Origin of the sequence: Streptomyces sp. NPDC006365, assembly GCF_042870755.1 — a bacterium.
Lineage (GTDB): Bacteria > Actinomycetota > Actinomycetes > Streptomycetales > Streptomycetaceae > Streptomyces > Streptomyces xiangluensis.
In genome coordinates this window covers 903,421-929,888 of sequence record NZ_JBIAHS010000001.1, presented here as the reverse complement: position 1 = coordinate 929,888, position 26,468 = coordinate 903,421, and the positions used below count along the sequence as shown (strand labels likewise).

19 protein-coding genes and 4 pseudogenes are annotated in these 26,468 nt (G+C 68.7%); 8 read left to right on the top strand and 15 right to left on the bottom strand.

All coding sequences use genetic code 11. The features are described from left to right. Nucleotides 1-281 precede the first annotated feature (281 nt). Entirely contained in the window at nucleotides 282-1,364 is a 1,083-nt protein-coding gene (locus ACFYO0_RS04315; RefSeq protein ID WP_388670283.1) for an alpha/beta hydrolase family protein, read from the bottom strand. Between the two features lie 136 nt (nucleotides 1,365-1,500). Between ACFYO0_RS04315 and ACFYO0_RS04310 the strand changes: the two genes are divergently transcribed. The 3 genes from ACFYO0_RS04310 to ACFYO0_RS04300 all read left to right on the top strand — a co-directional run bounded on the left by ACFYO0_RS04310 (nucleotide 1,501) and on the right by ACFYO0_RS04300 (nucleotide 4,737). Continuing rightward, nucleotides 1,501-2,145 carry a GNAT family N-acetyltransferase gene (locus tag ACFYO0_RS04310; protein ID WP_388670280.1) on the top strand — a complete coding sequence of 215 codons (645 nt, stop codon included), beginning with the start codon at nucleotides 1,501-1,503 and terminating at the stop codon, nucleotides 2,143-2,145. After that, nucleotides 2,142-3,017, top strand: coding sequence for a PaaX family transcriptional regulator C-terminal domain-containing protein (locus tag ACFYO0_RS04305; protein WP_388670277.1), 876 nt, complete (start codon nucleotides 2,142-2,144; stop codon nucleotides 3,015-3,017). Before ACFYO0_RS04310 ends, ACFYO0_RS04305 begins: the two co-directional genes overlap by 4 nt. 865 nt (nucleotides 3,018-3,882) lie before the next feature. Continuing rightward, nucleotides 3,883-4,737 (top strand): hypothetical protein, encoded by an 855-nt coding sequence (locus tag ACFYO0_RS04300; protein ID WP_388670274.1) that lies wholly within the window; start codon nucleotides 3,883-3,885, stop codon nucleotides 4,735-4,737. Nucleotides 4,738-5,273: 536 nt separating this feature from the next. Here the strand turns inward: ACFYO0_RS04300 and ACFYO0_RS04295 are convergent. Continuing rightward, nucleotides 5,274-5,517 (bottom strand): annotated as a pseudogene (locus ACFYO0_RS04295) (iron dependent repressor, metal binding and dimerization domain protein); the annotation flags it as partial. 361 nt (nucleotides 5,518-5,878) lie between these two features. Here ACFYO0_RS04295 and ACFYO0_RS04290 point away from each other — a divergent pair. Continuing rightward, the gene (locus ACFYO0_RS04290) at nucleotides 5,879-9,454 is read left to right on the top strand and encodes a SpoIIE family protein phosphatase (RefSeq protein ID WP_388670271.1); all 3,576 of its coding nucleotides are present in this window, start codon (nucleotides 5,879-5,881) and stop codon (nucleotides 9,452-9,454) included. A gap of 420 nt (nucleotides 9,455-9,874) precedes the next feature. Here ACFYO0_RS04290 and ACFYO0_RS04285 read toward each other — a convergent pair. The 8 genes and pseudogenes from ACFYO0_RS04285 to ACFYO0_RS04250 all read right to left on the bottom strand — a co-directional run. After that, nucleotides 9,875-10,605, bottom strand: a pseudogene (locus tag ACFYO0_RS04285) (carboxylesterase family protein). 72 nt (nucleotides 10,606-10,677) lie between these two features. Next, entirely contained in the window at nucleotides 10,678-11,265 is a 588-nt protein-coding gene (locus ACFYO0_RS04280) for a TetR/AcrR family transcriptional regulator (protein ID WP_388670268.1), read from the bottom strand. Between the two features lie 53 nt (nucleotides 11,266-11,318). After that, entirely contained in the window at nucleotides 11,319-12,092 is a 774-nt protein-coding gene (locus tag ACFYO0_RS04275) for a hypothetical protein (RefSeq protein ID WP_388670265.1), read from the bottom strand. Between the two features lie 3 nt (nucleotides 12,093-12,095). Next, nucleotides 12,096-12,320, bottom strand: coding sequence for a hypothetical protein (locus ACFYO0_RS04270; RefSeq protein WP_388670262.1), 225 nt, complete (start codon nucleotides 12,318-12,320; stop codon nucleotides 12,096-12,098). A 221-nt stretch (nucleotides 12,321-12,541) separates the two neighbouring features. After that, nucleotides 12,542-13,357, bottom strand: a complete 816-nt coding sequence (locus ACFYO0_RS04265) for an oxidoreductase (protein ID WP_388670259.1) — start codon at nucleotides 13,355-13,357, stop codon at nucleotides 12,542-12,544. A gap of 1,054 nt (nucleotides 13,358-14,411) precedes the next feature. Then, on the bottom strand, nucleotides 14,412-15,038 hold the full coding sequence (locus ACFYO0_RS04260; protein ID WP_388670256.1) for a BlaI/MecI/CopY family transcriptional regulator: 627 nt from the start codon (nucleotides 15,036-15,038) through the stop codon (nucleotides 14,412-14,414). A gap of 716 nt (nucleotides 15,039-15,754) precedes the next feature. Beyond that, nucleotides 15,755-16,927, bottom strand: coding sequence for a serine hydrolase domain-containing protein (locus tag ACFYO0_RS04255; protein WP_388670253.1), 1,173 nt, complete (start codon nucleotides 16,925-16,927; stop codon nucleotides 15,755-15,757). A gap of 395 nt (nucleotides 16,928-17,322) precedes the next feature. Further along, nucleotides 17,323-17,813: pseudogene (locus ACFYO0_RS04250) on the bottom strand (IS21 family transposase); the annotation flags it as partial. Nucleotides 17,814-17,918: 105 nt separating this feature from the next. On the opposite strand from ACFYO0_RS04250, the gene ACFYO0_RS04245 reads away from it, so the two are divergent. Continuing rightward, nucleotides 17,919-18,653 carry an ASCH domain-containing protein gene (locus tag ACFYO0_RS04245; RefSeq protein WP_388670250.1) on the top strand — a complete coding sequence of 245 codons (735 nt, stop codon included), beginning with the start codon at nucleotides 17,919-17,921 and terminating at the stop codon, nucleotides 18,651-18,653. A 250-nt stretch (nucleotides 18,654-18,903) separates the two neighbouring features. On the opposite strand, the gene ACFYO0_RS04240 is transcribed toward ACFYO0_RS04245, so the two are convergent. Then, nucleotides 18,904-19,605, bottom strand: a complete 702-nt coding sequence (locus ACFYO0_RS04240) for a hypothetical protein (RefSeq protein ID WP_388670247.1) — start codon at nucleotides 19,603-19,605, stop codon at nucleotides 18,904-18,906. 365 nt (nucleotides 19,606-19,970) lie between these two features. Between ACFYO0_RS04240 and ACFYO0_RS04235 the strand changes: the two are divergent. Then, nucleotides 19,971-20,288, top strand: a pseudogene (locus tag ACFYO0_RS04235) (IS30 family transposase); the annotation flags it as partial. Between the two features lie 69 nt (nucleotides 20,289-20,357). Here the strand turns inward: ACFYO0_RS04235 and ACFYO0_RS04230 are convergent. Further along, a complete protein-coding gene (locus ACFYO0_RS04230; protein ID WP_388670244.1) occupies nucleotides 20,358-20,561 on the bottom strand; it encodes a cold-shock protein in 204 nt (67 codons plus the stop codon). Nucleotides 20,562-21,765: 1,204 nt separating this feature from the next. Here ACFYO0_RS04230 and ACFYO0_RS04225 point away from each other — a divergent pair. Then, a complete protein-coding gene (locus tag ACFYO0_RS04225) occupies nucleotides 21,766-22,500 on the top strand; it encodes an IPT/TIG domain-containing protein (RefSeq protein ID WP_388670241.1) in 735 nt (244 codons plus the stop codon). A 497-nt stretch (nucleotides 22,501-22,997) separates the two neighbouring features. On the opposite strand, the gene ACFYO0_RS04220 is transcribed toward ACFYO0_RS04225, so the two are convergent. The 3 genes from ACFYO0_RS04220 to ACFYO0_RS04210 form a co-directional block, all read right to left on the bottom strand. Next, nucleotides 22,998-23,927, bottom strand: coding sequence for a hypothetical protein (locus tag ACFYO0_RS04220; protein ID WP_388670868.1), 930 nt, complete (start codon nucleotides 23,925-23,927; stop codon nucleotides 22,998-23,000). Between the two features lie 43 nt (nucleotides 23,928-23,970). Beyond that, nucleotides 23,971-24,141 (bottom strand): hypothetical protein, encoded by a 171-nt coding sequence (locus ACFYO0_RS04215; protein WP_388670238.1) that lies wholly within the window; start codon nucleotides 24,139-24,141, stop codon nucleotides 23,971-23,973. 446 nt (nucleotides 24,142-24,587) lie between these two features. Beyond that, entirely contained in the window at nucleotides 24,588-25,283 is a 696-nt protein-coding gene (locus ACFYO0_RS04210; RefSeq protein WP_388670235.1) for a DUF899 domain-containing protein, read from the bottom strand. Between the two features lie 327 nt (nucleotides 25,284-25,610). On the opposite strand from ACFYO0_RS04210, the gene ACFYO0_RS04205 reads away from it, so the two are divergent. Beyond that, entirely contained in the window at nucleotides 25,611-26,468 is an 858-nt protein-coding gene (locus ACFYO0_RS04205; protein WP_388670232.1) for an XRE family transcriptional regulator, read from the top strand.

Genomic DNA, 26,468 nt, shown 5'->3' with positions numbered 1-26,468 from the left:
GTCGAACGTACGGCGGACGGTCGCCCCCGGAGTACCTCAGAGGCGCATATGCACAGGTCAAAGGGCGCCACCGGCCTGCGAGTGGGTGCGGGCGCGGTTGAGCGCGGCGGCGAGGTCGGAGGCCGCGATGATCCGGAAGACGCCGAGCGCCTCTCGTCTCCAGCAGACCTGTGTCACCTGCTTCAGGCCGTGGCCGTCTCGTACTGCGGGCGGCCTGTGGTGCGGTAGGTCTGGATCGTCAGCCCCCTTCGGGGTGGACTGCAAGTCGACCAGCTCGAGTCCTAGGTCCGGTGCCGTGGCGGTGTCACTCGCAGAGTGGCGGTGCTGCCTCGGCCGGGCTTCTTCAGGAACTGTCGGTGGTCGTCCAGGAATCCGTCCGCGAAGAGCGAGCGGGGGGAGAAGAGTGCAGTGAGCGTGGTCCTGACGTCCGACTGCTCGATGGACTGCTTGAGCAGTGAATGGGCCCCGTCCGGGTAGCGTTTGACCGTCAGCGCACCGCCTGCGTCCAGCACCTTGCGGTAGATGCGCTCCGTGTCGGCGGTGTCCACGTTGATGTCATGGCCTGCGAGGGTCAGCAGCACCGGTATGCCGCGCAGGGCGCGCAGGTCTTGCGTGGCGTCCGCGGTGTAGTTCTTGGAGATGAAGCCCCAGCGGTCGGCGGTCATGCCGTCGGTGTCGCCGCGCGTGGCCTTGACGTACTCCTCGAAGGTCGCGTGGCGTTTCAGCAGTCGGCGGGTGGTGTCGCTCTTGGCGATCGCGGCCTTGGTGCGTGCTGCCGACGCGCCGTCGGCGCGCAGCTGGGCGAGGAGGTTGTGGCGGCCCTGCTGGAGCCAGTTGATCGCGGGCGAGACGGCGATGACGAACCTCACCGGGGTCTTGGCGGCGATCTTCGGCAGGACCCAGCCCGCCTGGCTGGCGCCCCAGAGCCCGATCCGGTCGCCGTCGATGTCCGGGCGGGCGCGTGCCCAGGTGATGGCGGCGGCTGCCTCGTTGGCCCGGTCGTCCATGGATTGGTCGAGCCAGTTGCCGGGTGCGCCTGCGACGCCGGGCTTGTCCCAGGACAAAGAGGCGTACCCGGCCTTGGCGTTCGCTTCCCACATGGGCTTGTAACCGTCGTCGTGTGTGGCGTCGACGGGACCGTCGCCGTGGACGTACACGACCAGGCCGTGGTGCTTGCGGCCGTCCTTGGGGGTGGCCAGTACGCCGTTGAGGGTGTGGCCGCCGTGGCGGATCGAGACCCGCTGCTCGTCCATGTCGTACGAGTTCTGCCACAGCACCACACCGACGAGACCGGCGGCCACGACCAGGACCGTGACGAGTGACCACACGGCGATGCGGAGCCCGCGCCGTCGGGGCTGGGGCATTGGACACATGGGAGGACCGCCTCTGTTCGGGTCTGCGCAGGAAACCAAATCTCACGAGCCAGAAACTATCATCATCAGAACGATCGTAAGGAGTCTGATAGATTGGGCTTGAGTTCAAGGACAAGGGGGGCACGGCATGGGACTGGACACGACAGGTCCCGGGACCGGACCGGTGGCCGTCCAGCGAGGCGTCCCGGCCGGAGCCGAGCGGCGGGCGGCCGAGCTGTACTGGGACGCCTTCGGCCGCAAACTCGGTCCCGCACTGAACCCGCCGGGCAAGGCGGTGCCCTTCATCGCCGCCCACCTGAACGCCGATCGCGCGGTCTGCGCGCTCCTCGACGGGCAGCTCGTCGGCCTCGCCGGCTACCAGCTCGGCGGGCGGGCCCTCACCGGGGGGTCGGCTTCCGCCGTGCTGCGCGCGTACGGACACCTGGGAGGACTGCACCGACTCCTCCTCCTCGCCGTGTTCGAACGCCACCCGGCCCCCGGACAGCTCGTCATGGACGGCATCGCCGTTGCCCCGGACGTGCGCGGACGTGGTGTCGGAACCCTGCTCATCGAGGAAGTGGCCGCAGTCGCGGCCGAGCAGGACTGCCGGGAGATCAGACTGGACGTGATCGACACCAATCCGCGCGCCAGAGCCCTGTACGAGCGGCGCGGCTTCACGGCCGTACGGACCGAGCGCACGCCCTACCTCCGCAGGTTGCTGGGGTTCGGCGCGGTGACCACCATGCACCGCCCCGTCGAGGCGGATGGGCCGAAAGGACTGCGCACACCGTGAGCGACCACGTCGAGATCCCCACCCGCATGCTCGTCCACGCGATGATCCGGGAGGACGGCACGGTCAGCGCGGACGAGCTGTACACCGTCGCCGCGACCCTCGGCATGAGCGACCAGCAGGTACGGCTGTGCGTCAAACGCCTCGTGGCCGAAAGCCGGTTCACCCACGAAGGCCGCGGTCGCAAAGCAGTGCTGCACGCCACGGAAGACACCACACAAGCCCTGGCCCCCAACGCGGACTTCCTGCGGCACGCATTCCGCCAGGACGCCGGGCTCGCCCCCTGGGACGGCGTCTGGCACCTGGCCGCCTTCGCCGTGCCCGAATCGGCGCGCACGGCCCGGGACGCCCTGCGCGAGACACTCGTCCACCTCGGTGGCGCCCCGCTCCAGGGCGGACTGTACGTCTGCGCCAACGCCTGGGAACCGTACATCGAAGACGCGGCGCACCGCCTCGGCGCCCACGGTGCGCTCACCCTCCTCAGCACGACCGACCTACGCAGGGGCGACGCCCAAGAGCCTGCCGAACTTGCCCGCCGCCTGTGGCCCCTGCAGGAGATCGCCGACCGCTACCACCGCCTCAGCCGCATCGCCCAGCCCCGCCTCGACCGGCTCACCGGCTCTGCCGGACTCTCCCCGTCCGAACTGCTCACCATCGCTGTCGAGCTGGCGGCCGAGCTCACCCGTGCCATGGAGCCCGACCCGCTGCTGCCGCCTCAGCTCCTGCCCCAGCCCTGGCCCGGCACCCATGCCCGGGAGCTCATCGCCCGGTGCTGGGCGGCCCTGCCCGAACGCGACCACGGCGAAGCCCGGCCGACCCTCTTTCGCCTCTACGCCGACATCACCCGAGAAGCAGCAGACCGGGCCACGCGCTGAAGACGCAACAGATGGCGGAGGTTGCGCCTGTTGGGCGAAGGGCACCGAGAGCACCCGCTCTTGGGTCAGACGCGCATCAGATCAACGTTGCACACTTCGATCCCGTACCAACCGCTGGCCCGGACCCGTGGAGCACCCACCTCGTCAGTTCTCACGTCCAACCACCTCCCACAGCTGCCTTCCCCCGCAGGCGGCAGGTGCTGTCCAAAGTGGTGAACATCGAAGCTGACGGTGTCCTTCACGACCACGGCTGACACGTCTCCCGAAGTCACGACCACCCGCAGCAGCTGGACACAGGGACAGCTGGCGTCCCACTTCAGCAATCGCCCTTCAGCAATCGCCTGATTGTCGTCCACTCATTCGCTTGCGACTCGGCGGAGGCCTGCGCAGCGCCGACGGCGGTGAGGGTCCCGGCCGTTGCCGTCGCCACCGAGCAACTGCTCAACGCCGCTGGGCGGTGGAGAACACAGCGCGCCTGGAAGCGGCCTTGGGAGGCGTTCGGGCAGGCCGTCCGCGCGGCCACCGCGCCGCGCCTGTCCTGGTGGGCGCGGCGCCGCGGGGCCCGTGGCGCAGTCCTTCAGTCGGGCGGCCAAATCGAAAGAGGGGCGGGAAAGCGTGCCGTGGTCGGCGTCGGATCGCGTTTCCAGCCGATGCGCCGAACGCCAACTCACCTGTCGCCAACCGGCGCGCCGGGCTGCAGCCTCGGCGACCGATGTGTTGCTGTGTCACGGCCGTATGACAGCGATGTCCTGATGCGAGGACGGGCGTGACCTGCGGGACTGGCGTGCCCTCTTATTGGTCACACAGCGGGAGAACGGCACAAGCACCGGCGCCCCCGCTACCCCTCACATCGGAAGGACTTCCCATGATGAACCGCCACCTGCGCAAGGCCGCCGTCGTCACCGCCGCCGTCACGGCCGGGCTGCTGATGACCGCCTGCCAGAACGACTCCGCGACCAGCGGCGGCTCGTCCTCCGGCAAGGGCACCAAGGACTCTGCCGCGGTCGCGGACAAGGCCGAGGCCGAGGCCACGGACTCCAACGGCTCCAGAGATGCCAAGGGCTCCATGTCCAAGGGAGTCAGCGGGACGTTCAGCAACGGCACGGTGACCTACCTCGCGCCGGGCAAGTACATCGTGACCGCCCCGGGCAAGAACGACCAGCAGTTCTGGGTCGCTGAAGACACCGAGGTCTACGGCGTGGGGACCATATGCGGGGACGCGCAGTCGAAGGTCGACGCCCCGTGCACGCTGGACCAGTTGGAGACGGCAGCCAAGAAGGGCGCCGTCAACGCAGATGTGAAGATGAAGGACGGAGTCGCCACGCTCGTCTCCGAGCGGCGTGCCGCTCAGTCCGAGGACGGCACCGGATCCGAGTCCGATTCCAGCACCGGCTCCGGCTCCGGCTCCCGGGACACGGCCATCGAGGGCATCAACAAGGGCAAGGGCGTCAACGGAACCTGGCACGGAGCCGTCTCCTACCTGGCGCCGGGCAAGTACACGGTCACCGAGGAGCACGGCGTCCCACAGCAGTTCTTCGTCGCCGAGGACACTGACATCTGGGGCTACGGCCAGGTCTGCGGGGGCCCGGGGGTAGGGGAAGGACAAGAGGGCGGCACCGAGTGCACGGAAACCGAACTGGAGAGCGCAGCCAAGAAGGGCTTCACCGCTGAGGTGAAGATCACCAACGGCACAGCGACCACCATCCACGACACCCCCTGAGCCGTATCCACCACGGCGGACCCACGACGACGAGCACCGTGAGCCCGCGGCCTGTGCCACTCGATGCTCCTTGGGGCGGCGCTGCTCTGCTCTTCCAGGCAGCCTCGCGGGCCGCGACCAGGGCCTGGCGCGCGAGGTCGACCCGCTCAGCTCGGTGCTCATGCGATCACCGTCCCGGCCGTGTCGCCGTCCAGCGGGCGCACGGCGAGCCCGGTGAGCCGGTCCGACCACGACGCGGGCCCGGCCTTCTCGGTGCGGCCGCCGTCTGCTCGCGCAGTTGCTCCAGCGGCGTCACCAGTAGGTACTTCGCGGTGCGCTCCAAGGCAGCGTCGGCGGCCTTCGTCGCAGCCGCAATGGCGTCCGCACCGTTCGGGTTGGCCCGAAGGCCCGGAACCACCAGCGGTTCTGCTCCGTCTTGTCGCCCTCCGCGCCTCCGCCTCGGCTTCCTCGGTCCGGCCAAGCCGTCCGAGGGCCCTGCTGCGGTACTCCGGCAGCGCCTGCTCCACGGCCTGGAGTGCGGCAAAGAGAACGCCTCAAGTCCGGCCGTCACGATGGTCAGGCTGCGCCGCACCGGGGCGTCCAACAGCCAGTCGGGCACCTCTGAGGGCTGGGAACGGATCCACTGTGCTCTTCCCGCCGAGTTCCTCCAGGCCCGGGATCGGGTTGCCGTCGGGCGGACTCGGTCGGGTGCCGCAGCAGCTTCAGGACGCGGTCGACGACCTCGCTCATCACGTGCTCCCGGCGGCAGGCATCAGCGTGGGCCTGCTCCCGCTGACGCCCCCGGTGACGCCCTCAAACCGCAGGACCTCGCCAAGGGACAGGGCGTGAGCCACGTGCCTTTGCGGCCCGCCATCTTCTTCCCGCCGTCCCGGTCTTGTCCGTCGCTGGTCCGTCGGCGCCGACTGTGTCGGCCGCCCGCAGGGACGGCGAGTCGACGATCACCGCCGTCGACGTGAGGCTGCAGGCGTACACTGCTGGGCAAATAGCCTTTTAATTGTTTAATTTTTACAATTCGGGCAGACGTGTAGTCAGAACCATCGGATCCGGCGTCCGATCTGCCCGGGAGGTCCGCAGCGAGTGGCTGTCGGCAGCCTTGGGGGGGCGCGGCGGATCGCACAGGCGCCAGGAGGAAGATTTCTCGATGACCCGGCCCGATGACCCGCGCACCGCGGCGGCCCGGGTGTTCGCCGAGGGCGGCACGTTCGGCGAGCTTCTGGCAGGGATCGACTGGGCGGCGACGCCGCTCGGGCCCCCCGTCTCCTGGCCGGGGCCCCTGGTGGACACTCTGCGCCTGATGCTCACCTCCGAGCATGGGATGGCACTGTACTGGGGGGCTGAATTCGCCACGCTGTACAACCTGGGCTCCACACCCATCGTCGGCGCCAAACACCCCTGGGCGCTCGGCAAGCCTTATAAGGAAGTGTTCCCCGAGGTCTGGGCCCACCCGGTGAGCTCCCACTTCCACTATGTGACCGGCACCCGCCAGCCCCTGCTGGTCCCGGATGAGCTGCTCATCATGGAGCGCCACGGCTTTTTGGAGCAGTGCTACTTCGACTCCGCCTTCCAGCCCGTGCTGCTGGACGACGGCACCGCCGGCGGCGTGCTGCAGATCCTCACCGAGACCACCGGCCGGGTACTGGGTGAGCGCCGGCTGCGCCTGCTGAGCGAGACCGGCACGCGCACGGCCGGGCTGCCCACCCCGGGCGAGGTCGCCCGCGTGGTCGCCGAGGTGGCGGGCTCCTACCCCGAGGAGGTCCCGTTTCTGGGCCTGTACCTGGCCTCCGAACCGGGAATGCAGCGCCCGGCGGCCTCCGCCGGGCTCCGGTCGGCGCCCGAGACCGTCTCGCTGAGCGCAGCCGACGGGTCGGAGGTGGCGGCCCGGCTGGCGCAGGTGGTCGCCGACGGTGCCCCGGCCACGCTGCCGGCCGCCGCGTTCACCGGCGGCAGCACGGCCGGGCAGCACGCCGCGGCCCCCCGGCTCCCGGTCGAGCAGGCGCTGGCCCTGCCGCTGCACTGCGCGGGCCAGGTGGAGGGCGTCCTGGTAGTGGGCGTCAACCCCTGCTTCCCACCGGCCGGGGCCTACCACGACTTCCTGGAGGTGCTCGCCTCCGCCGTGGCCGGGGCGCTGTCAGCCGCGCTCGCGCACGAGTCGGCCGCGCTCGCGCACGAAGAGCAGCGCCGGCGGGCGGAGGCGCTGGCCGAGCTGGACCGGGCCAAGACCACCTTCTTCGCCAACGTCAGCCACGAGCTCCGCACCCCGCTCACCCTGCTCCTGGGCCCGCTCCAGCAGGCCCTGGCCGACGAGGACCGGCCCGACCGGCGCGAGCAGCTGGAGCTGGCCGAGCGCGGCGCCCTGCGCCTGCTGAAGCAGGTCAACACCCTCCTGGACGTCGCCAGAGCCGAGGCCGGGCAGATGCGCCCGGCCCTCGAGCCAGTCGACCTCGCCGGTGCCACGGCCGAGCTGGCCGGGGTGTTCCGCTCCGCCTTCGAGGCGGCCGGGCTGACACTGGAGGTGGACTGCCCGCCGCTGCCCAAGCCGGTGTCCCTGGACCGGGAGATGTGGGAAAAGATCATCCTCAACCTCCTCAGCAACACCCTGAAGTTCACCTTCACCGGCGGCGCTCGGGTGCAGATGGCCGCGGTCGGCGACCGGGCCCGGCTGACCGTGACCGACACCGGCACCGGCATCCCCGCGGACGAGCTGCCGCGCCTGTTCGAGCGCTTCCACAGAGTCCGCGGCGCCCGCTCCCGCTCCCACGAGGGCAGCGGTCTCGGCCTGGTGCTGGTGAAGGACCTGGTGGAAGCGCACGGCGGCACCGTCGGCGTGGACAGCCGGCTCGGCCAGGGCACCACCGTCACCGTGGACCTCCCCTTCGCCGCCGCCCACCGGCCCCGCCCGGCCCCGCCCGCTGCCGACGCAGGATTCCCCGAAACCGCCGGGGAAGGCGGAAGCGGCCGACCCGGCCGCGCCGCGGCCTATGTGGACGAGGCGCTCGGCTGGCTGGCGGCCGATCCCGTCCCCGCCGCGGCCACCACGTCCGCGGCACGCACCCCGCACGCCCCCGCGAACCACGATGCCCCCCACGGCCCCGGTCCGCACGAAGACCTCCCCCACCGGGCCCGCCTGCTGGTCGTCGACGACAACGCCGACATGCGCGCCTACCTCACCCAGCTCCTGCAGCCCGACTACGACGTGCTGCTCGCCCCCGACGGCCGGGCCGCCCTGGAGATGGCCCTGGCACAGCCGGTGGAGCTGGTGCTCAGCGACGTGATGATGCCCCGCATGGACGGCTTCGAGCTGGTGCGGGCGCTGCGCGCCGACCCGCGCACCGCCCGCCTGCCCATCGTCTTGCTCACCGCCCGCGCCGGCGAGGAGGAATCCGTGCAGGGCCGGCACGCCGGCGCCGACGACTACCTGGCCAAACCCTTCTCCTCTCGCCAGCTGCTGGCGCGCGTCCGCACCGGGTTGGAACTGTTCCGGCTACGCGAACAGGTCCTGACCGAGACCCGCAACCAGCTGGCCGTGCTGGCCTCCCTGGCCGACGCGGGCCTGCGGCTGTCCGCCACCCTCGACCCGGACCGGATACTGCAGACTGCCGGCCAGATCCTGCTGCCCGACTTCGCCGACCAGATCAGCATCCACCTCACCGCCGCGACACCCGCCCCGGCGCAGTCGCCCCCCGCATACATCGCCGGCACCCCCCTCCTTGCACACGAGGCCCTGGCCACCGCCGCCACCCACGCGATCAACGGCACCGCCCCTGCCCCAGCCGGCCCGCACCCGGCGCCCGCCGCCGTGCTGGCCCTGCCGCTGCACGCCCACGACCAGACGCTGGGGGCCCTGGTACTGGTCCGGCACACCGGAGGCTATTCCGCGGTCGAACACAAGTATCTGGAGAACCTCGCCCACCGCCTGTCCCTGGCCTACGACAACGCCACCCGGTACCACAACGAGCGCTGCCTCGCCCTGACCCTGCAGCGCGCCCTGCTGCCCCACCGCCTGCCCCAGGTACCCGGCGTGCGCCTGGCCACCCACTACCGGGCCAGCAACCGCGGCGCCGAGGTCGGTGGCGACTGGTACGACGTGCTTCCCCTGCCCGACGGCGCCGTGGGACTGGCCATCGGCGACGTCATGGGCCACGACGTGGAAGCGGCCACCGTGATGGGCCAACTCCGCTCCGCCCTGCACAGCCTCGCACTGGAGGGCGCCGGCCCGGCCCAGGTGCTGACCAGGCTGGACGCCTACCTGCAGTCGCTCGCCACCGATCGCTTCGCCACCTGCCTGTACGCGGTCTACAACCCCCACCATCACCGCCTGCGCTACGCCGCCAGCGGGCACCTGCCGCCGCTGCTGGTAGCCGCCGACACCGCCTACCTGGAGCTGCCCCCGGCGCTGCCGCTGGGACTGGGCAGCACCCCAGCCGACCGCGAGGTCGCGTTCCCGCCCGGCACCAGCCTGCTGCTGTACACCGATGGTTTGGTGGAGAACCGGGCGCTGTCCCTTGACGACGGCTTGGCGGCCCTGCGCCAGACCTGCGGCGCGCTGCCCGCCGCCGCCCGCCCCGACCCCCAGCAGATCACCGAACGGGCTCTGGAACTGCTGAACACCCCCGACCGGGTCGACGACGACGCCGCCCTGCTCGCGGCCACCGCCGAACCATCGTGTCGAACCGGCGCCCCGCAGACTGCCTGCCACTCCCCTGGTGCCATGGCATGAATGCCAACTTTCAACGGGATCACGCCACGACGTGCTTTCGTCGATGCATTGCATCGACCCAGCCCGGCTCGCTGCGTTCGACGGCTTCCGGTTGACATGCCAACGGTGACGGATGCGGAAGCAGGACCATCCACGGAGACCTCGGGCTGTGCCGTTTTTTGGCGTGTTGCAGGCCGTTGAAGCGGCGGTCATGGAGGACCTTCTGGGTCCCGTCCAGGCTGCTGCCCGAGGGGCCGGGGCCTGGCCGAACACTGGGCAAGGGAGTGGTGTAGTGCCTCTGCTGCCACGGCTGGGAGGTACGCGATGAGCCGTTCGGCATCCTCGCCACCGGCCCCGCCTCGGTCCACCACGCCTGGCTGTTCCGCCAGCTGACCGACGACCTCATTGTCTGAGCTGTCTGATCGCGATCGTGGAGCATGATCAGACCGTCGCGAACCCCAGCACAGTGGCGCCACGGCAACGAGCATCTCGTCGGCCAGTTCCGGGGAGAAGAAGGTGCCCGGGCACGCTCTGCGCGATCGCCCGCCGGAACAGTCCGGCGGCCCGGGGCATGGCCATCAGCACCGCGATCGAGCCGGCCCCGGCGGACTCGCCGAAGACCGTCACCCGGTCCGGGTCGCCGCCGAACGCGGCGATGTTGTCCCGCACCCACTCCAGCGCGGCGATCTGGTCGAGCAGCCCCCGATTGGGCCGCGCGCCCTCGATATGCGCGAAACCCTCCATGCCCATGCGGTAGTTCAACGTCACGACGACCACGCCCTGCGCAGCCAGCGCGGCCCCGTCGTCGTCGGGCTGATCCGCGTTCCCGGTCATATAGGCACCGCCGTAGATCCACACCATGACCGGCAGGGCCGCTGCGGGTCCACTGCCGTAAGCGGGGGACCAGACGTTCACCGTCAGCCACTCCGTGTACCCGCCGCCCTCCCAGGACGGGACGGGCCCGAACGCCGAGGACTGTGGCGGCGGAGGACCGTAGGCGGCGGCCTCGCGCACCCGTTCCACGGCAGCGCGGGCTGGGGCGCCGCGAAACGCTGTTCGCCGACTGGTGGCTGGGCGAAGGGTATGCCGCGGAAGACGGCGAGGCCGTCCTCATTGCGGCCACGCACGGTCCCGCCGCTGACGTGGGCCTCGGGGCGGCTGGTGATGCTCATGGAAGACTCCTCTTGGGGCGGTGGGCCGGCGGTACTGCCGGGAGTGTGATGATCTACTGCCGCCTGAATCGATCAGTTGTGCTGCTCGGTATCCAGCAGTGCGAGGGCGTTGCGGATGCCCTGTTCGAGGAGTTCGTCGGCGAGCTGCCGGTCGGTCAGGGCGCGGGAGAGTTGCAGTGTCCCGGCGAGCATGCCGAGGAGGCTGAGGGACTTCAGACGCGCCGACGGCGGATCGTGGGGTGCCAGGCGGGCGGCGAAGTCGTCGATGAGGATGAGCGCGCCGTCGGTGTATGCCTGCCTGGTGGGATCCGTAGAGCGTGCGATCTCGTCGAGCAGGGCGGCGTTGGGGCAGCCGTCCTCGATGTTGTCGCGCTGATCGGTGGAGAAGTACCAGCGCACGACCTGTTCGAGTCCGGCACGGCCGGGCGCCGCCTGCGCGACGATGTTCGCGTGCTGTGCACGCATCTGGTCGGCGACCGCGGTGGCGACGAGTTCGTCCTTGGACGCGAAGTAGGCGTAGAAGGTGCCGTTGGTCAGGCCCGCGTCCTTCATGAGCGTCGCGACTCCGGAGCCGTCGATGCCGTCCCGCTTGAGCCGGCGGCCGGCCGTCGCGATGATCCGCTGCCTTGTCTCCTGTTTGTGTTCTTTCGTGTACCGCAATGCGTTCCTCCATTGCGGCCGGGGCTTGCGCCCCGGCTGCCGCCCTGGTCAGGTCAGTGTGCCGCGCCTGCAAGGAGAGCGGGGAAGTTGATCCTGGCGGTCTGCAACTTCGGGTCGTGGGGTTCGGGGACCCCGCCGTCGGTGATGTACAGCCGGTCGCCGCGGACCGCGGTCGCGGAGGGCGAGGCGAGCCCGTCCGCGCTGGTCATAACGGCCTTGTAGGTGCCGTTCGGGTAGATCACCACGACCCTGTCGGGGCCGTTCTGCGAGGAGGAGCCGTTCTGCGCCGCGAACACCACATCGGACCAGGGGGCCAGGAAGCTGAGATCGTCGATGTTGGGCAGGCCGCCCGCGACAACTCGGATGGAACCGGCAGCGCCGGTGGTGGTGACCGGTACCCGCAACAGTGTTCCCTTGTTGAAGTTGCTGACCCACAGAGCGCCGTTGTGGAACCTGAGCCCGTTGGCACCGATCGGCAGGGCTTCGGTCGGCACCGGCGCCAGAGCGGCATCGGTCAGCCACGGGGTCACCGATCCGCCCGAGACCGGAACGGACCAGATGATGCCCTTCAGGCTGTCCGCGACGTAGAGGGTGCCTCCGGCCGAGTCGATGGCCAGCCCATTGGGGCCCGAGTCGGCGGGCAGAGTGGCGATGCGCTGAGGGGTACCGTCCGCAAGCAGCTTGTACACGCCGTTCCTGGCCGCGTCGCCCGGAGCCCACACGCTGTAGTAGACGGTGCCGTCACTGCCACGGGTGTTGCCGCTGATCGCCTCACCCACCTGGCCGGTGACGAGCACTCTGCGCTCTCCGGACGAGGAGATACGCATCAACTACGGCCCATGGGTGCGCTGGCACACCACGCAACTGCCGAGCATGGACAGGATCACCGAGCCGTCGGGGGTGACGGTGATGTTATGGGGGATCTCGCCGGCGGCGTAGTCGAACGTCGCCGCGGTCCGTACGTCGGTGACAACAGATCTGCTGTACGAGGGTCCCGTCCCTGCGGACGCGGACGGCGCCGACCCCAGGGCGGCCGCCGTCGCGGTGACCGCCACGGCGATTCCGACGTTCTTCTTCAGAAAACGCCTTGCGCTTGGATGCACGGTGCCGGGCCGCGTGCTGGCGTTGCTGCTGCATGACTCTCCTTGGCAAATCAACGAGTGCCTGATCAATGGACTTTCGGCGACACGCGAGATCTCGGAGACATTCGGCCGGAATCGGCGCCCTTGAAGCCGGACCGGGATGTCATCGGCGCTCTTGGAGCCTGACCGGAATGTCAGGTGGGCAGGCGATTGTTCTTGCGGATCTGCTTGTCGAACGCTCCGGCGGGGACTAGGCGGCGCGCCGTGGTGACGCGTGAGGCCAGCGGGCCGGCGGTGTAGCGCAGTTTCGGCTTCTTGTCGGTGGCCGCGGTGACGATCGCTTTGGCGACGACGGCGGGGGCGTCGCCGTCCTTCATCGCCTCCGCGATCACCTCGTCGAAGATGCGCCGCCGCTCCGCGTACAGGGGCAGCGGGGTGTCGGGCTGCGCGGCGTTGGCGTCGAAGCTGGTCTTGGTGTAGGCGGGCTGGACGATCAGGACACGGACGCCGTGCTCGCGGACCTCGTGGTCCAGCGACTCGGAGTAGCCCTCGATGGCGTGCTTCGACGCGACGTAGAGGGCCATGAAGGGCTGGGGGGCGACCCCGAGGACGGACGAGATGTTGATGACGCGTCCGCCACCCTGGGCACGCATGTGCGGCAGGACGGCCTTCGTCATACGGATGACGCCGAGGACGTTGATGTTCAGGATGTTCTGGGCCTGGGTGACGGAGTTCTCCTCGACGGCGCCCGCCAAGCCGATGCCCGCGTTGTTGACCAGGACGTCGATGCGTCCGAACCGGTCGATCACCTCTGCGACCGCGACGGTGGCCGAGTCGTCACTGGCCACGTCGAGATCGAGGTACGTCACGCCGGCGGGCGGGGTGAGTCCGGAGGTCTTGCGGCCGGTTCCGACCACCTCGAAACCCGCCGCGACGAAGGCGCGGGCCGCCTCCTTGCCGATCCCCGATGAGGCACCTGTAACGAGCGCCACCGGTCGAGTTGTCGCCATCACGTACTCCCTTGATTTTGCATTACGGTCGTATGCCTTACGTTCGTACGACCATATGATGGTCGTCGGTCGCTGGCAAGGGATCAGGTGCGGCGATCACAGAAAGTCGGGGAAACGTGGGGCGCGGTACGGGAAAGACCACGAGTGGGCGACGCAGCAGGGACCGAGACGCCGGTCCTCGCATGACCCGCCGCACTCGACGGCGGCCTCGGTGCCGTCTCCCGCACCACTTCGGACTTGGGCATCCCAGATCGACAGGCCGACCGAGCCCTGTTTGCTCGGACGGTCCCGGTGGTTGAAGGTGCCACCCCAGTGGTCGCCGACACGCCGAAACCCTCCAGGATCGGGGCGTCGAAGCGTTTCTCGAACTCGGTGAGGACCTCGACGGGCAGTGATGACCCGCCCGCTACCGCAACCCGCAGGTTGGCTGCGGTCAACGACCCTGTCGAGGGAGCCTGGGAGAAACTGCCGGCGATGGAGGTCCGTGGGCCGGGCGACGAGGACGCCTGGCTTCTCCCCCGTGCCGTCGCTCCGCACGCGGACGAGTCAGTGATCCCGCCGCACGATCCGCGTGGCAGGCGGAAATCCCCTGGCACTCCAGGAGCTGACCACGTCCGTGGCGGCCGGCGCCGGCGACATCTCTACGCACCCTCTTGCCGATGAGCAGACGCCATTGGGCCACGCCTGCTCCGTGCCTTCCGGTCCCGGATCGAGAGGTTGTCCGCGCCTTCCCGCACAGCATCGAGCGATGGCCGACCAAACAGGATGAGGCAGCTCGTCCGAAGGGAAGCTACTGATCAAGCGGTGAGATTGTATTCCTGCTGCTTGGTGAGCGCGCAGACCTCATCGAGAGGCACCATCACGCGCCACCCAACCGTCCAGCCCGAGCTGCGGTTACATCTGGCTACGGGAAGCGGCGCCGCCTCTGCCGTTGTGCTGACGGTGCCCGCCGGTCGGGTCTGTCGGGCGGGCACAGGCGACAACGCTCCGGCAATTCCCGCTCCGCGGTGGCGGTGGCGGTGGCGACGGTCGTGCGCGACGGGCGCCTTCTCCGTCAGGCAGTGACCAGGTCCTTCTGCTCCGGCGAGGTATCCGTCGGAGCAGTCTCGGATGCCGTGTAGTAGACGGACGAGCCCTGCTTGGTGCGGCGGACATGGCCCTTGGCTACGAGTCCTTCGACCGTGGTGCGTACGACCTTGGGCTTGATGTCACGGTCGGGATGGGCCTCGGCCAACGCGGTGCTGATTTCCGCGGAAGAGCGCGGTTCGGACTGCTGGCCGAGATGGTTGCGGATGAGCTCGACGAGAGTGGGCTGCTTCGCCCCAGTTGTGGGCGCCTTCGTATCGGGGCTCTTGGCCGGTGTTTTCTTCGGCTTCGGGGCAGCGGCCTTCTTCTGCCTGGCCGGTGTGGGCTCCGCCGAAGCCTGCTGCGGTACCGAAGGCGCAGGCGTGACAGTCTCGTCTGAACCTGGACCGGCGTCCTCGGCGCTCTCGCCGCTCAGCGCCTGCTGCAAGTTCACCAACAGGGCACGGTCACGCTGCAGGGCGAGCAACTGCTCCTGGAGTACGGATACTTCGGCGCCGATGCGTTCCTGATCCTTGGCGTTGCGCTCAAGGTCCGCAGCCACCTGAGCGGCGTACTGCGTTTTGAGTTCCGTGGTCACTGACTCGACTTCGGACATGGCAGTTACCTTTCCTCGTGCATCATGTGGTGCTGATGGCGGATCGTACTCGCATCATCCAGGCCATGATCCGCCATTCGCCCAGGCTGCTCCGGGCGAGGCGCGGATGGAAGCTGACTTCTACGCGACCAATGCCGCCAGGGACTTGCTCTTCGAGGCCGCCGGGAAGCGGACGGGCATCGTCCTGACGCCCGTCGAGCGGGCACAGCTGGACCTTGGCCTGACTCGCGGGTACGCCTCTTGGGGACAGGTACAGACCGACCAGGCCTCGGATCTCTCGAGGCTCGCCGATCGTCGGGCTGGACGACGGCCCCGACGACCATCCCGTGATCATCACCGGCCGCAGGGCAACTCGCAACGCAGTGCCGCTGCGGCGGCCCCACGTCGTACGACATGGGTGCGCCGCGCTTCGACGACCTGACCACCCACTGACCGCGGCCGGGAAAGAAGCGAACCGCCTGCTCAACCGCGGAGGCGCCGCAGTCGAGCACGGCTCCGCAAACTTGAAATCCTGGCGCTTCCTGAGCAAGGTCCGCATGAACGCCCGTCACGCGACCACACTCCTGAGGGCCCTGCTCGTCCTGGCGGGCACAGAGGGCCAGAGGTGACAGAGGTGACAGAGGATCTCCTACAGCCGATCATGCTCCCGGCCGGCGGGAGTACCCCACTTCCGACCCACACCAGCCCCGTGACTGCGCAATCACGACGGCATTCGCTCACTGACCGGCTGAGCCGGCTTGGAGCTGCTTGATCAGCTTCAGTATGAGGGGTCGGGCAACCTCTTGGAGATCCCATTTCCCATCCTGGACAGCCTGGTTACTTATCCAGAACACCATCAGGTCACCGTGCACGGCGTGCACGTTCACACCGTAGGACCAGCCGTTGCCGCCGGAGTGGGTCGCGAGGCTCCGATCGGGCATGATGCCCCACCCGTAGCCGGTGGCATAGCCGTCATAGCCCGGCAGGCCGGTGGGGGCGTGGGCTTTGAACATCATGGCCTGCGCGTCGCGGTCCAGGAGGGTGTCGCCGGTCAGAGCGCGGTGGAAGCGGTACATATCGCGGGCAGTAGACAGCAAACCGCCGTTGCCGCGCAGGTTCCAGTACGGGCCGTCAGTGGCCCATCGGTGGTCCAGCGGCCGCCCTTGGGAGACGCCCTGTTCGTCGTACTCCACCGCGATCCGCTCTGTGTCCCAGCGCGGCAGGACGTAGCCGGTGTGCTTCATGCCGGCGGGAGCAAAGATCTCCTTCGCCAGGAAGTGCTCGTAGTCCGTGCCGGAGGCGTTCTCGATGACGGCGGCCAGCAAGCTGTAGCCCAGGTTGGAGTAGGCGAACTTCGTGCCGGGCAGGGCGATCAGCTTGGACTTGGCGGCTCCGTCGATCATCTCCTGGCGGGAGATCGGATCGTAGTCGTCTCCCAGCGCCTCCGGCAGCCCGGAGGTGTGGGTGAGCAACTGGTGAATCGTGATGTTGCGCTTGTCCGCGGTTACAGGCCCGACGAACTTGCTGATCGTGTCGCTGACCCGCAGTTTGCCCGCCATCTGCAACTTCATGATCGCCACAGCCGTGAACGACTTGGTCATCGACATGATGTCGTACACCGTGTCGCAACTCGCGGAGATGCGGTGGGCCCGATCGGCCATCCCGTAACCTGCGCAGTGTGTGACCTTACCGCCGCGGGCGGCGATCATCGTACCGCTCCCGCCGCGGGGCAGGGCCTTGTTGAGGACCGCCTGGATCGAATCATCCATGAGATCAGGCGTTGGCGAAGGAAAACCAGGGCCCGCCGAGCGGGCGGCTTCAGGAGTGCCGCTGCTGTTACTACAGGCGGCCAGTGCCAGCGCGGAAACCAATGCGAGCACGACAGGAGCACGGAATGCGGACAGCCTCATGAATAGTCCTTGCGTAGCTGCCGACAACGGGCCCGCGAGTTCGCCACGGGACGTCCATGAGGCCGACGTGTCGATCGTACAACGCGACGGGCGGGTTCCGGTCGGCTCGGCTCGCTCCTCGGAGGTCACTACAGCCCGCCGCAATGAGACCACCGAGAAGCTGCGCGTGGCTGGCCTCGGCCCCATCGGCGACCCGACCATTCCGCGATCGCCATCGCATACAAGGCTCGCCCACCTGACAAACTGACGCATCCTCACCAAGCTCCGTCTGGACGCGGCGCACGCCACCGCCCGCCTGCGGCCCCTGCTGGTCCTGACGAGCTGCGAAGTCGCATGCTGACAGACGATCTACGACACAGATTCCCGCCCACCTCCAGCATGAGTATCCGTCCGGCCGCTTGGCTGCGGCACCAGACCGGGGTACGCATCTGGAAGGCGATCTTCTCGGGCGGGTAGTCGTGACGGTCGGTGCGTTTGCCCTGCTCAAGTGCCGCGTGGGTCTTGACGAGTTCGCCGTCATGGAAGACCTGACGGCAACAGCAGCAGCTCGGCGGCCTCCAGCGCCTCGAACACCGCCGGCGGGGCGGCCCCGTCCAGCGGGCGGCACTTTCGCCGTCCGGGCGGCCTGCTGGCTCCAGGTCACCGCCTCGGCCTGCATGTGCTCGATCGAGGTGAACTCCCGCCCGCGCCAGAACGAGTCTCGGACGTAGGGCATGGGCCGCTCCACCCTGGGCTTGCCCTTGGGCTTGGACGTCCGAGCCGGATCCACCAACACCCCGTAGTGGGTGGGTAGTTCGGCATACGCCATGTTGATTTTCGGGTCGTAGAGGTCGGGCTTGTCCACACCGGTCTTGAGGTTGTCCGGCAACAGCCGGCGCTGGACACCTCTAATATGCGGGTCTTGATGTCAAGCCGCCGACCACGCTGTGGGTGAGGCCCCTTGGAACAAATGAGTCGAGGAGTCCGGCTGGGCCTATCTAGGGTCGACGCCATGGTCTCCATGAAGCTCTTCGACTCCGAGCGCCGAGTCATAGAGGCTGCAGAACGGCTCGCTACTGCCCTCGGGAGCGACCCGAACCACACCGTAGCCGCAGCGGCGATGGACACGGCCGGCAGGATCCATGAGGCGGTCAACGTCTACCACTTCACCGGCGGACCGTGCGCCGAGCTCGTCGTACTCGGTGCCGCCGCAGCAGCGGGAGCCGGTCCGCTCGTCACAATCGCCGCCGCGGGAGATCAGGGTCGCGGCCTCGTCCCGCCGTGCGGCCGCTGCCGCCAAGCCCTTCTCGACCTCCATCCCGACATCTTCGTCGCCGTACCGACCGACGACGGGCCGGCACTGCGCCCGATTCGGAAGCTTCTGCCGGACACCTACTTCTTCCCCGATGCCGATGCGCGTCGAATTGTTCGGTTCAACAAGCGCTACTACGAGGCCATCGCCACCGCGCGGAAAACCTCCACCATCCGCTACGACGATCAGATCGCGCCGGGTCCCGCAATCTTCCTCTTCGAGGACGACGAAGCCCACCGCACGTTGAACGGCACCGTCACCGGCGTCGAACACCACCGGCTCGATCGCCTCACCGCCGCACATGCTCGGCTCGATGACAGCACGAGCATCGACCAGCTCAGGAAGGGCCTCCAGAGCCACTATCCCGGCCTGCCCTCCGATGCCGAAGTCGACATTGTGAGGTTTACCGTCGAAGCACCTGACGTCGTGCAGTGATGCAGCATGGACAGCTCCACGCCCGATGGGGATATCGGTGCATGACGCTGGTCAGATCGAATCGTTCATGTTGAATGGGGGCCAGTCAGGACGCTTCCCCATCGAGTCGGCTGAGGAGTCCGTCGAAGATCTGCTCGCGTGCGACTTGTCCCTTCGCTGCCGCGTCGTCTCGCTGGCGTTCGAGAGTGGGCCGGAACTCGATCGTGGTGACGAAGAACGTGCCGATTCACAGATCGACTCGAAGTGGCAGCTACGCCGGGACAAGGACGGTAAGCCATTCCGCCTCACGTGCCCGGTACCCGCAACGATTCACCAGACCCGACACGATCGCCGGGACGTGGCCCGCTCCGTAGACGATGGCCACCCGGATCGGCTCGTCGCCGCGCTCCGCGTGGATCTCGCCGAGCGCGGCGAGCAACCGCTGGTCGCGCCGACCGGTCAACGCATGCGCCACAGGATCGTCGGCCATCATTTCCGCCCGCAGCGTCGACGGCAGATCCTCGACCACCAGGTCCTCATCGAGGAAAGCGCGCGGACCGCGCAGCGCGATCACCAAACCCATCAAGGGAGCCGCGACCATGAGCAGCAAGTACGTCCACCGCGGCAGTGTCTTCAGGTCCGCGATCACATCCGTCGCGGTCACATCCGGGTTGATAACCGGCACATCCTTGGGAAGTAGCAGCTCCTCGCGCTGCTCCTGCAGACCGTTGCGCCGACGCCGCGGGGCGAACCTGTACGCGAGTGTGAGGGCACTCACTCGGACCGAATTCCCTCGGACTCCCTCCATGACTATGAGGTCGCATTCCTTGAGCCTGATGCGGATCTGGGAGTAGAACGTCGGCGAAGCCACATGCAGCATCGGGAAGATCACGAATTCAAGTGGCGCCCCTGTGCGCCTCATGGTGATCACAGCAGATCGGACGGCATACCCGGTCACCTCGATGATCTGCATGATTCCCCCGCGAGCCTCGCCCGGTTTCCCTGCCACGCGTACCAGGACACGAGCCCGACCAGGGCCGCGGTTCCCTCCGATACAAGCCGTGTCACCGGGCAGGTGGATCGAGTACAAGATCCACCACGGCGTCACGTGATCGAGGAACGCCAGGGCCGCAGCCCGGAAGGCCGCCGAGATCGAGCAGCGGCGTGCCGAAGGGTTGCCGATTCAGTCGTCGGCCGACGCTCTGTCGGAGGACCGGCGCGAGCAGTTGGAGGAGATCGACCCGTCCCGGTGCACGACCACGCCTGGCCCGTGGAGTGGCAGCGCGCCTTCCACCTCACCCGGCGACACCTTGAGGAGGCCGGCGAACTGCCCACCGAGTCACCACCCTGCCCGCCCACCTCAAGCGGTCCCTGACCTGGGACCAGGGCATCGGGATGAGCCGGCACCATGAGTTCACCCTCGCCACGGACATCCCGGTCTACTTTTGCGACCCGGCAAGCCCCTGGCAGCGCGGCTCGAACGAAAACACCAACGGTCTGCTACGGCAGTACTTCCCCAAGGGAACCAACCTCGCCACCCACACCCGCGAACACCTCGACACAGTCGCCGCCGAGCTCAACAGCCGCCCACGCAAAACGCTCGGCTGGGAAACCCCAGCCGAGCGCCTCGCTAAGCTACTGGACCTAGCCAGCTGACCAGCAGTGTTGCAACGACCCCTCGAATCCGCCCGTGTTCCGGGGGCCCGACGAGGTCTGACCGCGCCGTCAGGCGGGCGTGATGTTCTCCGCCTGCGGGCCCTTCTGCCCCTGTGTGACGTCGAAGGTCACAACCTGGCCTTCCAGCAACTCGCGGAAGCCGGAGGAGTTGATGTTGGAGTAGTGCGCGAAGACGTCCGGTCCGCCGCCGTCCTGGGCAATGAAGCCGAAGCCCTTTTCAGCGTTGAACCACTTGACGGTTCCCCTGGCCATGCTGGTGCCTTCCAGTCGATGTCGGACCCGCACCGCGCGGATCCGGAGGTGATCGCCCTGGTCCTGCACTGCACAGCAAAGCGCCCGCGCCGGAGCGCGGGCAGGTACTGCGAACCACGACATCTGAGAGCGACGCTACACGGCGAAACCGTCTGCTGCCAAAGAGCAACGGCCGTGATTCGGCCGGGGCATGAATGCTTCTCAGTAGCGATCCGCGTGTCCGCGCTCAGCGCCGGCCCGGGTTCAGGTCCAGGTCCAGGTCCAGCCATGCGGGTGCTGTGGCCTCGCTTGGCATAGTTGGCCCCGCCAAAGCGGCAGGAAATCGTCAGCGCGGAGACCAAGCGATTCAGCATGGCCGAGTCCGACTTCAAGATCTCCTTCCGGGACGGGTCCTGGGCCCGGCTGACGACGACTTCGGCGGACGGCGCGCGGAGGATCGTGGCTCTGCTCTCCTAGGGCGATGATGCCGTACACCGGCGCGCCCGACACGTTGTTGCAGTACCACCTGATCCCGCCGTCGTTCGTCCAGCAGCCGGGTGCCGCATTGGCGGACGGCGCCGCCACGGCACCGAATCCCACGGTCAGCGCCGCCGTCGCCAGCACCGCTCCGAGCCTCCTGCGCGTACGCACGCGTTTCCCCCGTGTCACTCGTCGGCCGGCACGCCGGTCTTGGTGTGCCGTTAGGTCGTCGGGGGAGACGCGACGGCTGCGCGGAAGTTTCCGTTCGACTTCGGAATCCAGGAATGTCATTCAGCGGCGGACCCCACTTCTGGCCGTATCCGCCGCTGCTCCAGTTCTTCCGTTCGCAGGAAACGTCGGCCTAGGGAGGCACCGGCACCTGGCCCAGCAAACGGGTCAACAGGGTCTGTTCGAACTTGAGCCTGCTGGCGGCGCCAGGAGCCGTCGTATGTCTTGTCCCCGATTGCACCGTCGCCGACAGTGTGGTTGGTACAGCCGTTTCTCAGCGCCTGCATCGCCTGTCGGCGGCGGGACAGTGGGCGAGCGAGTGTGGGTTCCGAGTACCGGCGTGCGGCGCCCAGTTCCGGTTTACATCGAACAATTGCTCTGGCTTAGTCGGATTCAGCTCGGGTATTTCCTTACTAACTCGTCTGCAAAAGCAGTGCTATTCACTGCCCTCAGTTGGTCTCCAGGCGCAAGGAGCGTGATATGCGCGAACTGTGCCGAGTGGATCAGGAAGCGATGGATGAACATGCCGATCGATCCGGAACAGGGATCCACCGGCGGTGGCGCCGTGGTGACGTTCACCGGTACTGGCCTCAGCGGCGCAACAGCCGTCCACTTCGGATCTGAGCCAGCCACGATCACCGCCAATACGGCCACCTCGGTATCGGTCGTTTCCCCCTCGGGGGCGGGCGTGGTCGAGGCCACGGTCACCACACCGGGGGGCACCAGCAATCCGGTGCCCTATTACTACGTCCCCCCACCCTTTGTCCTTGACGCGTCACCAGCGTCCGGGCCTACCGCGGGCGGGAGCACCGTCACCATCACCGGGCGCGGTCTCGCTGCCACCACGTCCGTACGATTCGGCGAATCCGCCGTCACACCAACGGTGGTGTCCGACAGCGAACTCACCGTCGTCACCCCGGCCGTCGCGGCCGGCACCGTGCCCCTGGTCGTCACGGGCCACGGCGGGACAGTCGCACTGTCCTTCGAGTTCGTGACTCCTCCGGCCGTTACCGGCTTCAGCCCGGTCACGGGAACGACCGAGGGCGGTACTCTCGTCGACCTCACGGGCACCGCTCTGTCGACGACCACGGGCGTGACCTTCGGAGGTATCGCGGCCACGTCGTTCGCCGTCCTGTCCGACACACGGATCGCCGCCGTGACCCCCGCCCACTCCTCGGGTGAGGTCACCGTCGCGGTGACCACCACAGGCGGCACCGACGCCGCGCCTGGCACATTCCTTTACGTCCCGTGACCTGGCGGGGCGGGACCGTGGCTCGGTGAGTCCAGAACCGCCCGCCCTGCCGTGCGACTGGAGCCGTAGGCCCAGAGGGTGGCGCGATCTCCTGCAGGGCGCGGCAGTTTGGCGTACCGGATGTCCTTGTCGGCTCGTTCGAGACGATCGACCCCGCCACCATCCGCCCGCTCCTGCCCGGGAGCTACATCGCCCGGCTCGATCGCCTCCTGAGGCAGTACGGCATTCGCGTCGGCAGCACTCGATGTCGCGCGACGGCTGCTGTGTCGCGGCCCGGGCACGAAGGCCACCGCGGTGCACCTGGCGTACGTGCCCTGGGCAGAGGGTGTCACCGCGCTGATGCCCTGGGACTTGCTGATCTCAAAGGAGCACCAGGGCTACTGGAACCGATGGCGTCGCCCAGCGAGGCTGCGCCGGCACCGGTGGCGGTGAGGTCGGCGGCCGTCTCCTCGGCCGGGGTCATCCGGTCCGGGTTGCACCGGTGTCCGGGGTGCCGCCTACCTGCTGCGTGCACTCAGGCGTTTCACCTCCTGCGCAGCCTGGCGTGCCTCTTGCTCGGCCCGGGTGCGCGCGTCGGCGGCCGCGTGGCTTCGTTCCTCGGCATCCTGTCGTTCATGGTCGGCTCGCTGGAGCTCCTCCCGCGCCTGTTGCAGTTGCTGCTCGGCAGCGGACATCTGCTGATGGGCCTGGGCATGGCGGTCGCGTGCCCGCTGCAGTTCCGTGTCGGCGTCGGTTTGTTCGGCGCGCTTGTCGCGCAGCCGCTGCGCGGCCTCCTCGGCTGCTCTGCGGGCCTGATCGAGCCGATCCTGCCTCTGGCGGCGCCGTTCGGCGAGTTCGTCCTCCTTCGTCCGCGTCCGGGCCGATGGCGGAGGGGCCGCCTGCCGGCTCGGCTTCCGCGGAGTACGGGCCGCCGGGGCGGGGCCGGAGGGAAACTCCGATGAGGGGGTGAGGGCGCCCTCCAGGCGGCCGGTGGCCCATCGGTCGGCCGCGTCCGGATCGGCGAGCACGGCGCGCAGTGTGGACTCGACGTCCTGCTGCACCGTGTCCGACAGCCGGTGCCCGGCCTCCCCAGCAAGCTGCCCGGCCTGCTGGGACAAGGCGAAGACGACGCGCCGGCGCTGCGCGGACAGCTCTTTGATCCCACTGCTGTCCAGGCTGTCGTACGCCTCGCGCAACGCCCGCCCCAGCTCCAGGAACCGCTGACTCTCCGCCGGCTGAGAGCGCAGCAGCAGGTTCGCGGCCCAGGCCGCGAGTGTGGGGCGGCGGGCGGCATGGATCCGGCGGGCGTCCTCCACGCGGCCGGCCGCCTTGGCCGCGGCCGCCAGCTCCTCACGACGGGCCACGAAGGCGGAGGGCGGCGTGATGTAGAGCTCGTCGAGAACAGCCTCCACATCCCGCTCCGTGCGACCCTGCACCTTCTTGCGCATGTTCAGGGCTTCCACACCTCCGGCCCGCCTCCATGCCACTCGATCAACCCCAACTCGGCGGCGTCCAGTGCGTCCAGCCGGCCAGGCCGGCCTTCTGCAGGAACACGGTGAGGTCGTGGACGCTGTACGCGCTGCCGAGGATCCGGTCCTCGATGCGCACCGTGCGGCCGTCGGTCGCAGACGGCGGGTAGACGATCACGTGGCGCTCGGACATGGCACCAGCCTCACCCGCGGCGGGTGGCCCTGCATCCCGGCCGGGCGCCCCTGTCCCTGATCTCGCTTCCCCGGCCCCGGGCAGGACGTGACCTGGCGCTACAGGTCGGTCAGCAGCCGCAGGGGCGTCTACGGAACTGTTCGTCCGGCTCCAGCGCGGTGCGCTCGGCGCGGAAGGAGATCACGGGGGCGCATGCCGTCACTGGTCCGAGCTGTGGCCGTTCGCGGTTGTTGGCGATTGAGGCGGGGTGGCTTCGCTGCTCGCGCGGTTTCTGTTTGACGAGCTGCGCGGCCGGGTTGCCGTCACCACGCCCGCCACGACCTCCACCACGGTGTCCGCCCGCGACGGGCGTGTAGGTGTCGCCAACCTTCGTGGACCCGCGCCCGGACTGGGAGGCCGGACACAGGACAGGAGGTTTACGACACCTTCCCCGCGATGCGGGTCGTTCAGCCGCCGCCAGAGCCCGAACCATAGAGCGCAGCGATGTCCTTGGACGTCGCCCACCGGCTGTATGTGGGCGACTGCGGCCAGCCCTCGGGCGAGTCCTGCCACTCCTCCTGCCGTCCGTACGGCAGGACGTCGATCAGCGGGAAGGTGTGACTGAGCTGTTCGGTGCCCCGGCCGTTGGTGTGCCAGGTGCGATAGACGGTGTCGCCGTCGCGCAGGAACACGTTGACCGCGAATCCTCCGTCGGGCGGTGCACCGACGTCGGCCCCGAATGAGCTGTTGGCAGTCGAGTACCACGTCATCTGGTTGCCGACCCGCTGCTTGTAGGCGAGTGCCTCTTTGATCGGGCCCTGGGTGACGATGATGAATCGCGCATCGTAGTTGTCCAGGAACTCCAGGCGGGTGTACTGCGAGGTGAACCCCGTGCAGCCCGGACACTGCCATTCCTTGCCGGCGAACCACATGTGGTTGTAGACGATCAGTTGCCTCTTGCCTTCGAAGACGTCCGCCAGCCGAACGGGGCCGTCCTCGCCCTCGAGGGTGTAGTCGGGCATCTCGACCATCGGCAGGCGACGACGCTCGGCGGCGATGGCGTCAAGCTCCCGCGTCGCGGCCTTCTCCCGGGCACGCAGCGCCTGGAGTTGGCGCTCCCACGTTGCGGCGTCGACGACGGGTGGTAGTGCGTGGGTGATCATGGTCCCCTCACAGAACTCGTGTGCAGCTTTCGCTCGTACAGAGGTAGACCCCACCGGGCCCCGGAACTCATCGGCGCAGCTGGGGTCCGGACAACTCCTTCCTGTCAGCGAGGCCTTGAGGCCTCTCGGTCGCGTCCCGAGCGCGGCATGCGTCACCTGCGGTGACCGCGGTGCCGGCGGGCTCCTGCTGGCGCGCCTCGCGTGCCGCGGCTCCACGAGAATCGGCCCAACTGTTCGGCTCCGTCGGCCAGTTGGAGGGCGTCCTGCGGGGGTCCCGCCTCAGAGAAGGAGTCACCGGCCAGGTGCGCTGAGTGATTGGACGGGAACGTGGAAGGGACCACCAGTCATCCGCTGGTTGTCGCGCGCCATGCGGTGGGCATGATGATGGAGGAGTTCGTCTCCGGTCTGTCCACGGTGGCCGAACTGCTTGAGCACGGCCGCTGCACGCCCGCCCTCCGGCTCCGTCTGCACACCCTGGCCGCCTCCCTGTCCCAGACCGTCGCCTGGCACCGCTTCGACCTGGGCCGCCACATCCACGCCAGACGGAACTGGATCGCCCGCCTGCACAACGCCCACGCGGCCGGGGACCATGACATGGGCGCCGGCCTCCTGGGCGACCTCGCCTACCAGGCCGCCTGGCGCCGCGATCACACCACCGCGGCAAGCTTCCTGAACCATGCCCTGACCCGCGTTCAGAACCCCACCGCCCGCTGCCTGCTCCAACTGCGCCTCGCCCGCACCCTTGCCGCACGAGGCGACCGAAACGAACGACGCGCCGTGCCGCGCGCCCTCACCGCGGCCGAGAAACACCTCAACGACGCCGGCGCCGACCGGCCCCCATGGTGCGCCTGGGTGTCCGAGGCCGACCTCGCCGTGGACTCCGGCCAGGCCCTCCTGGACCTCGGCGACATCGGCCGCGCCCACCGGCTCATCACCGAGGGTGAACGCCTGCTGCCCGCGGCCCGGGACAAGACCCGCGGCGTGTTCCTCGCCTACCGTGCCGCGAGCTACCTCGATCTGAAGGAACCCGAGCCCGCCGCGGCCGTCGCCACCCAGTCCCTGCTCCTGGCCCGTCACATCGGAGCACCCCGCTGCGTGCAGCTTGTCGACGACCTGCTCCCCCGCTTCCAGCCCTACCGGGACGCCCAGGGCGTTCCGGAACTCCTCCAACTCGCTGCCGCGTAG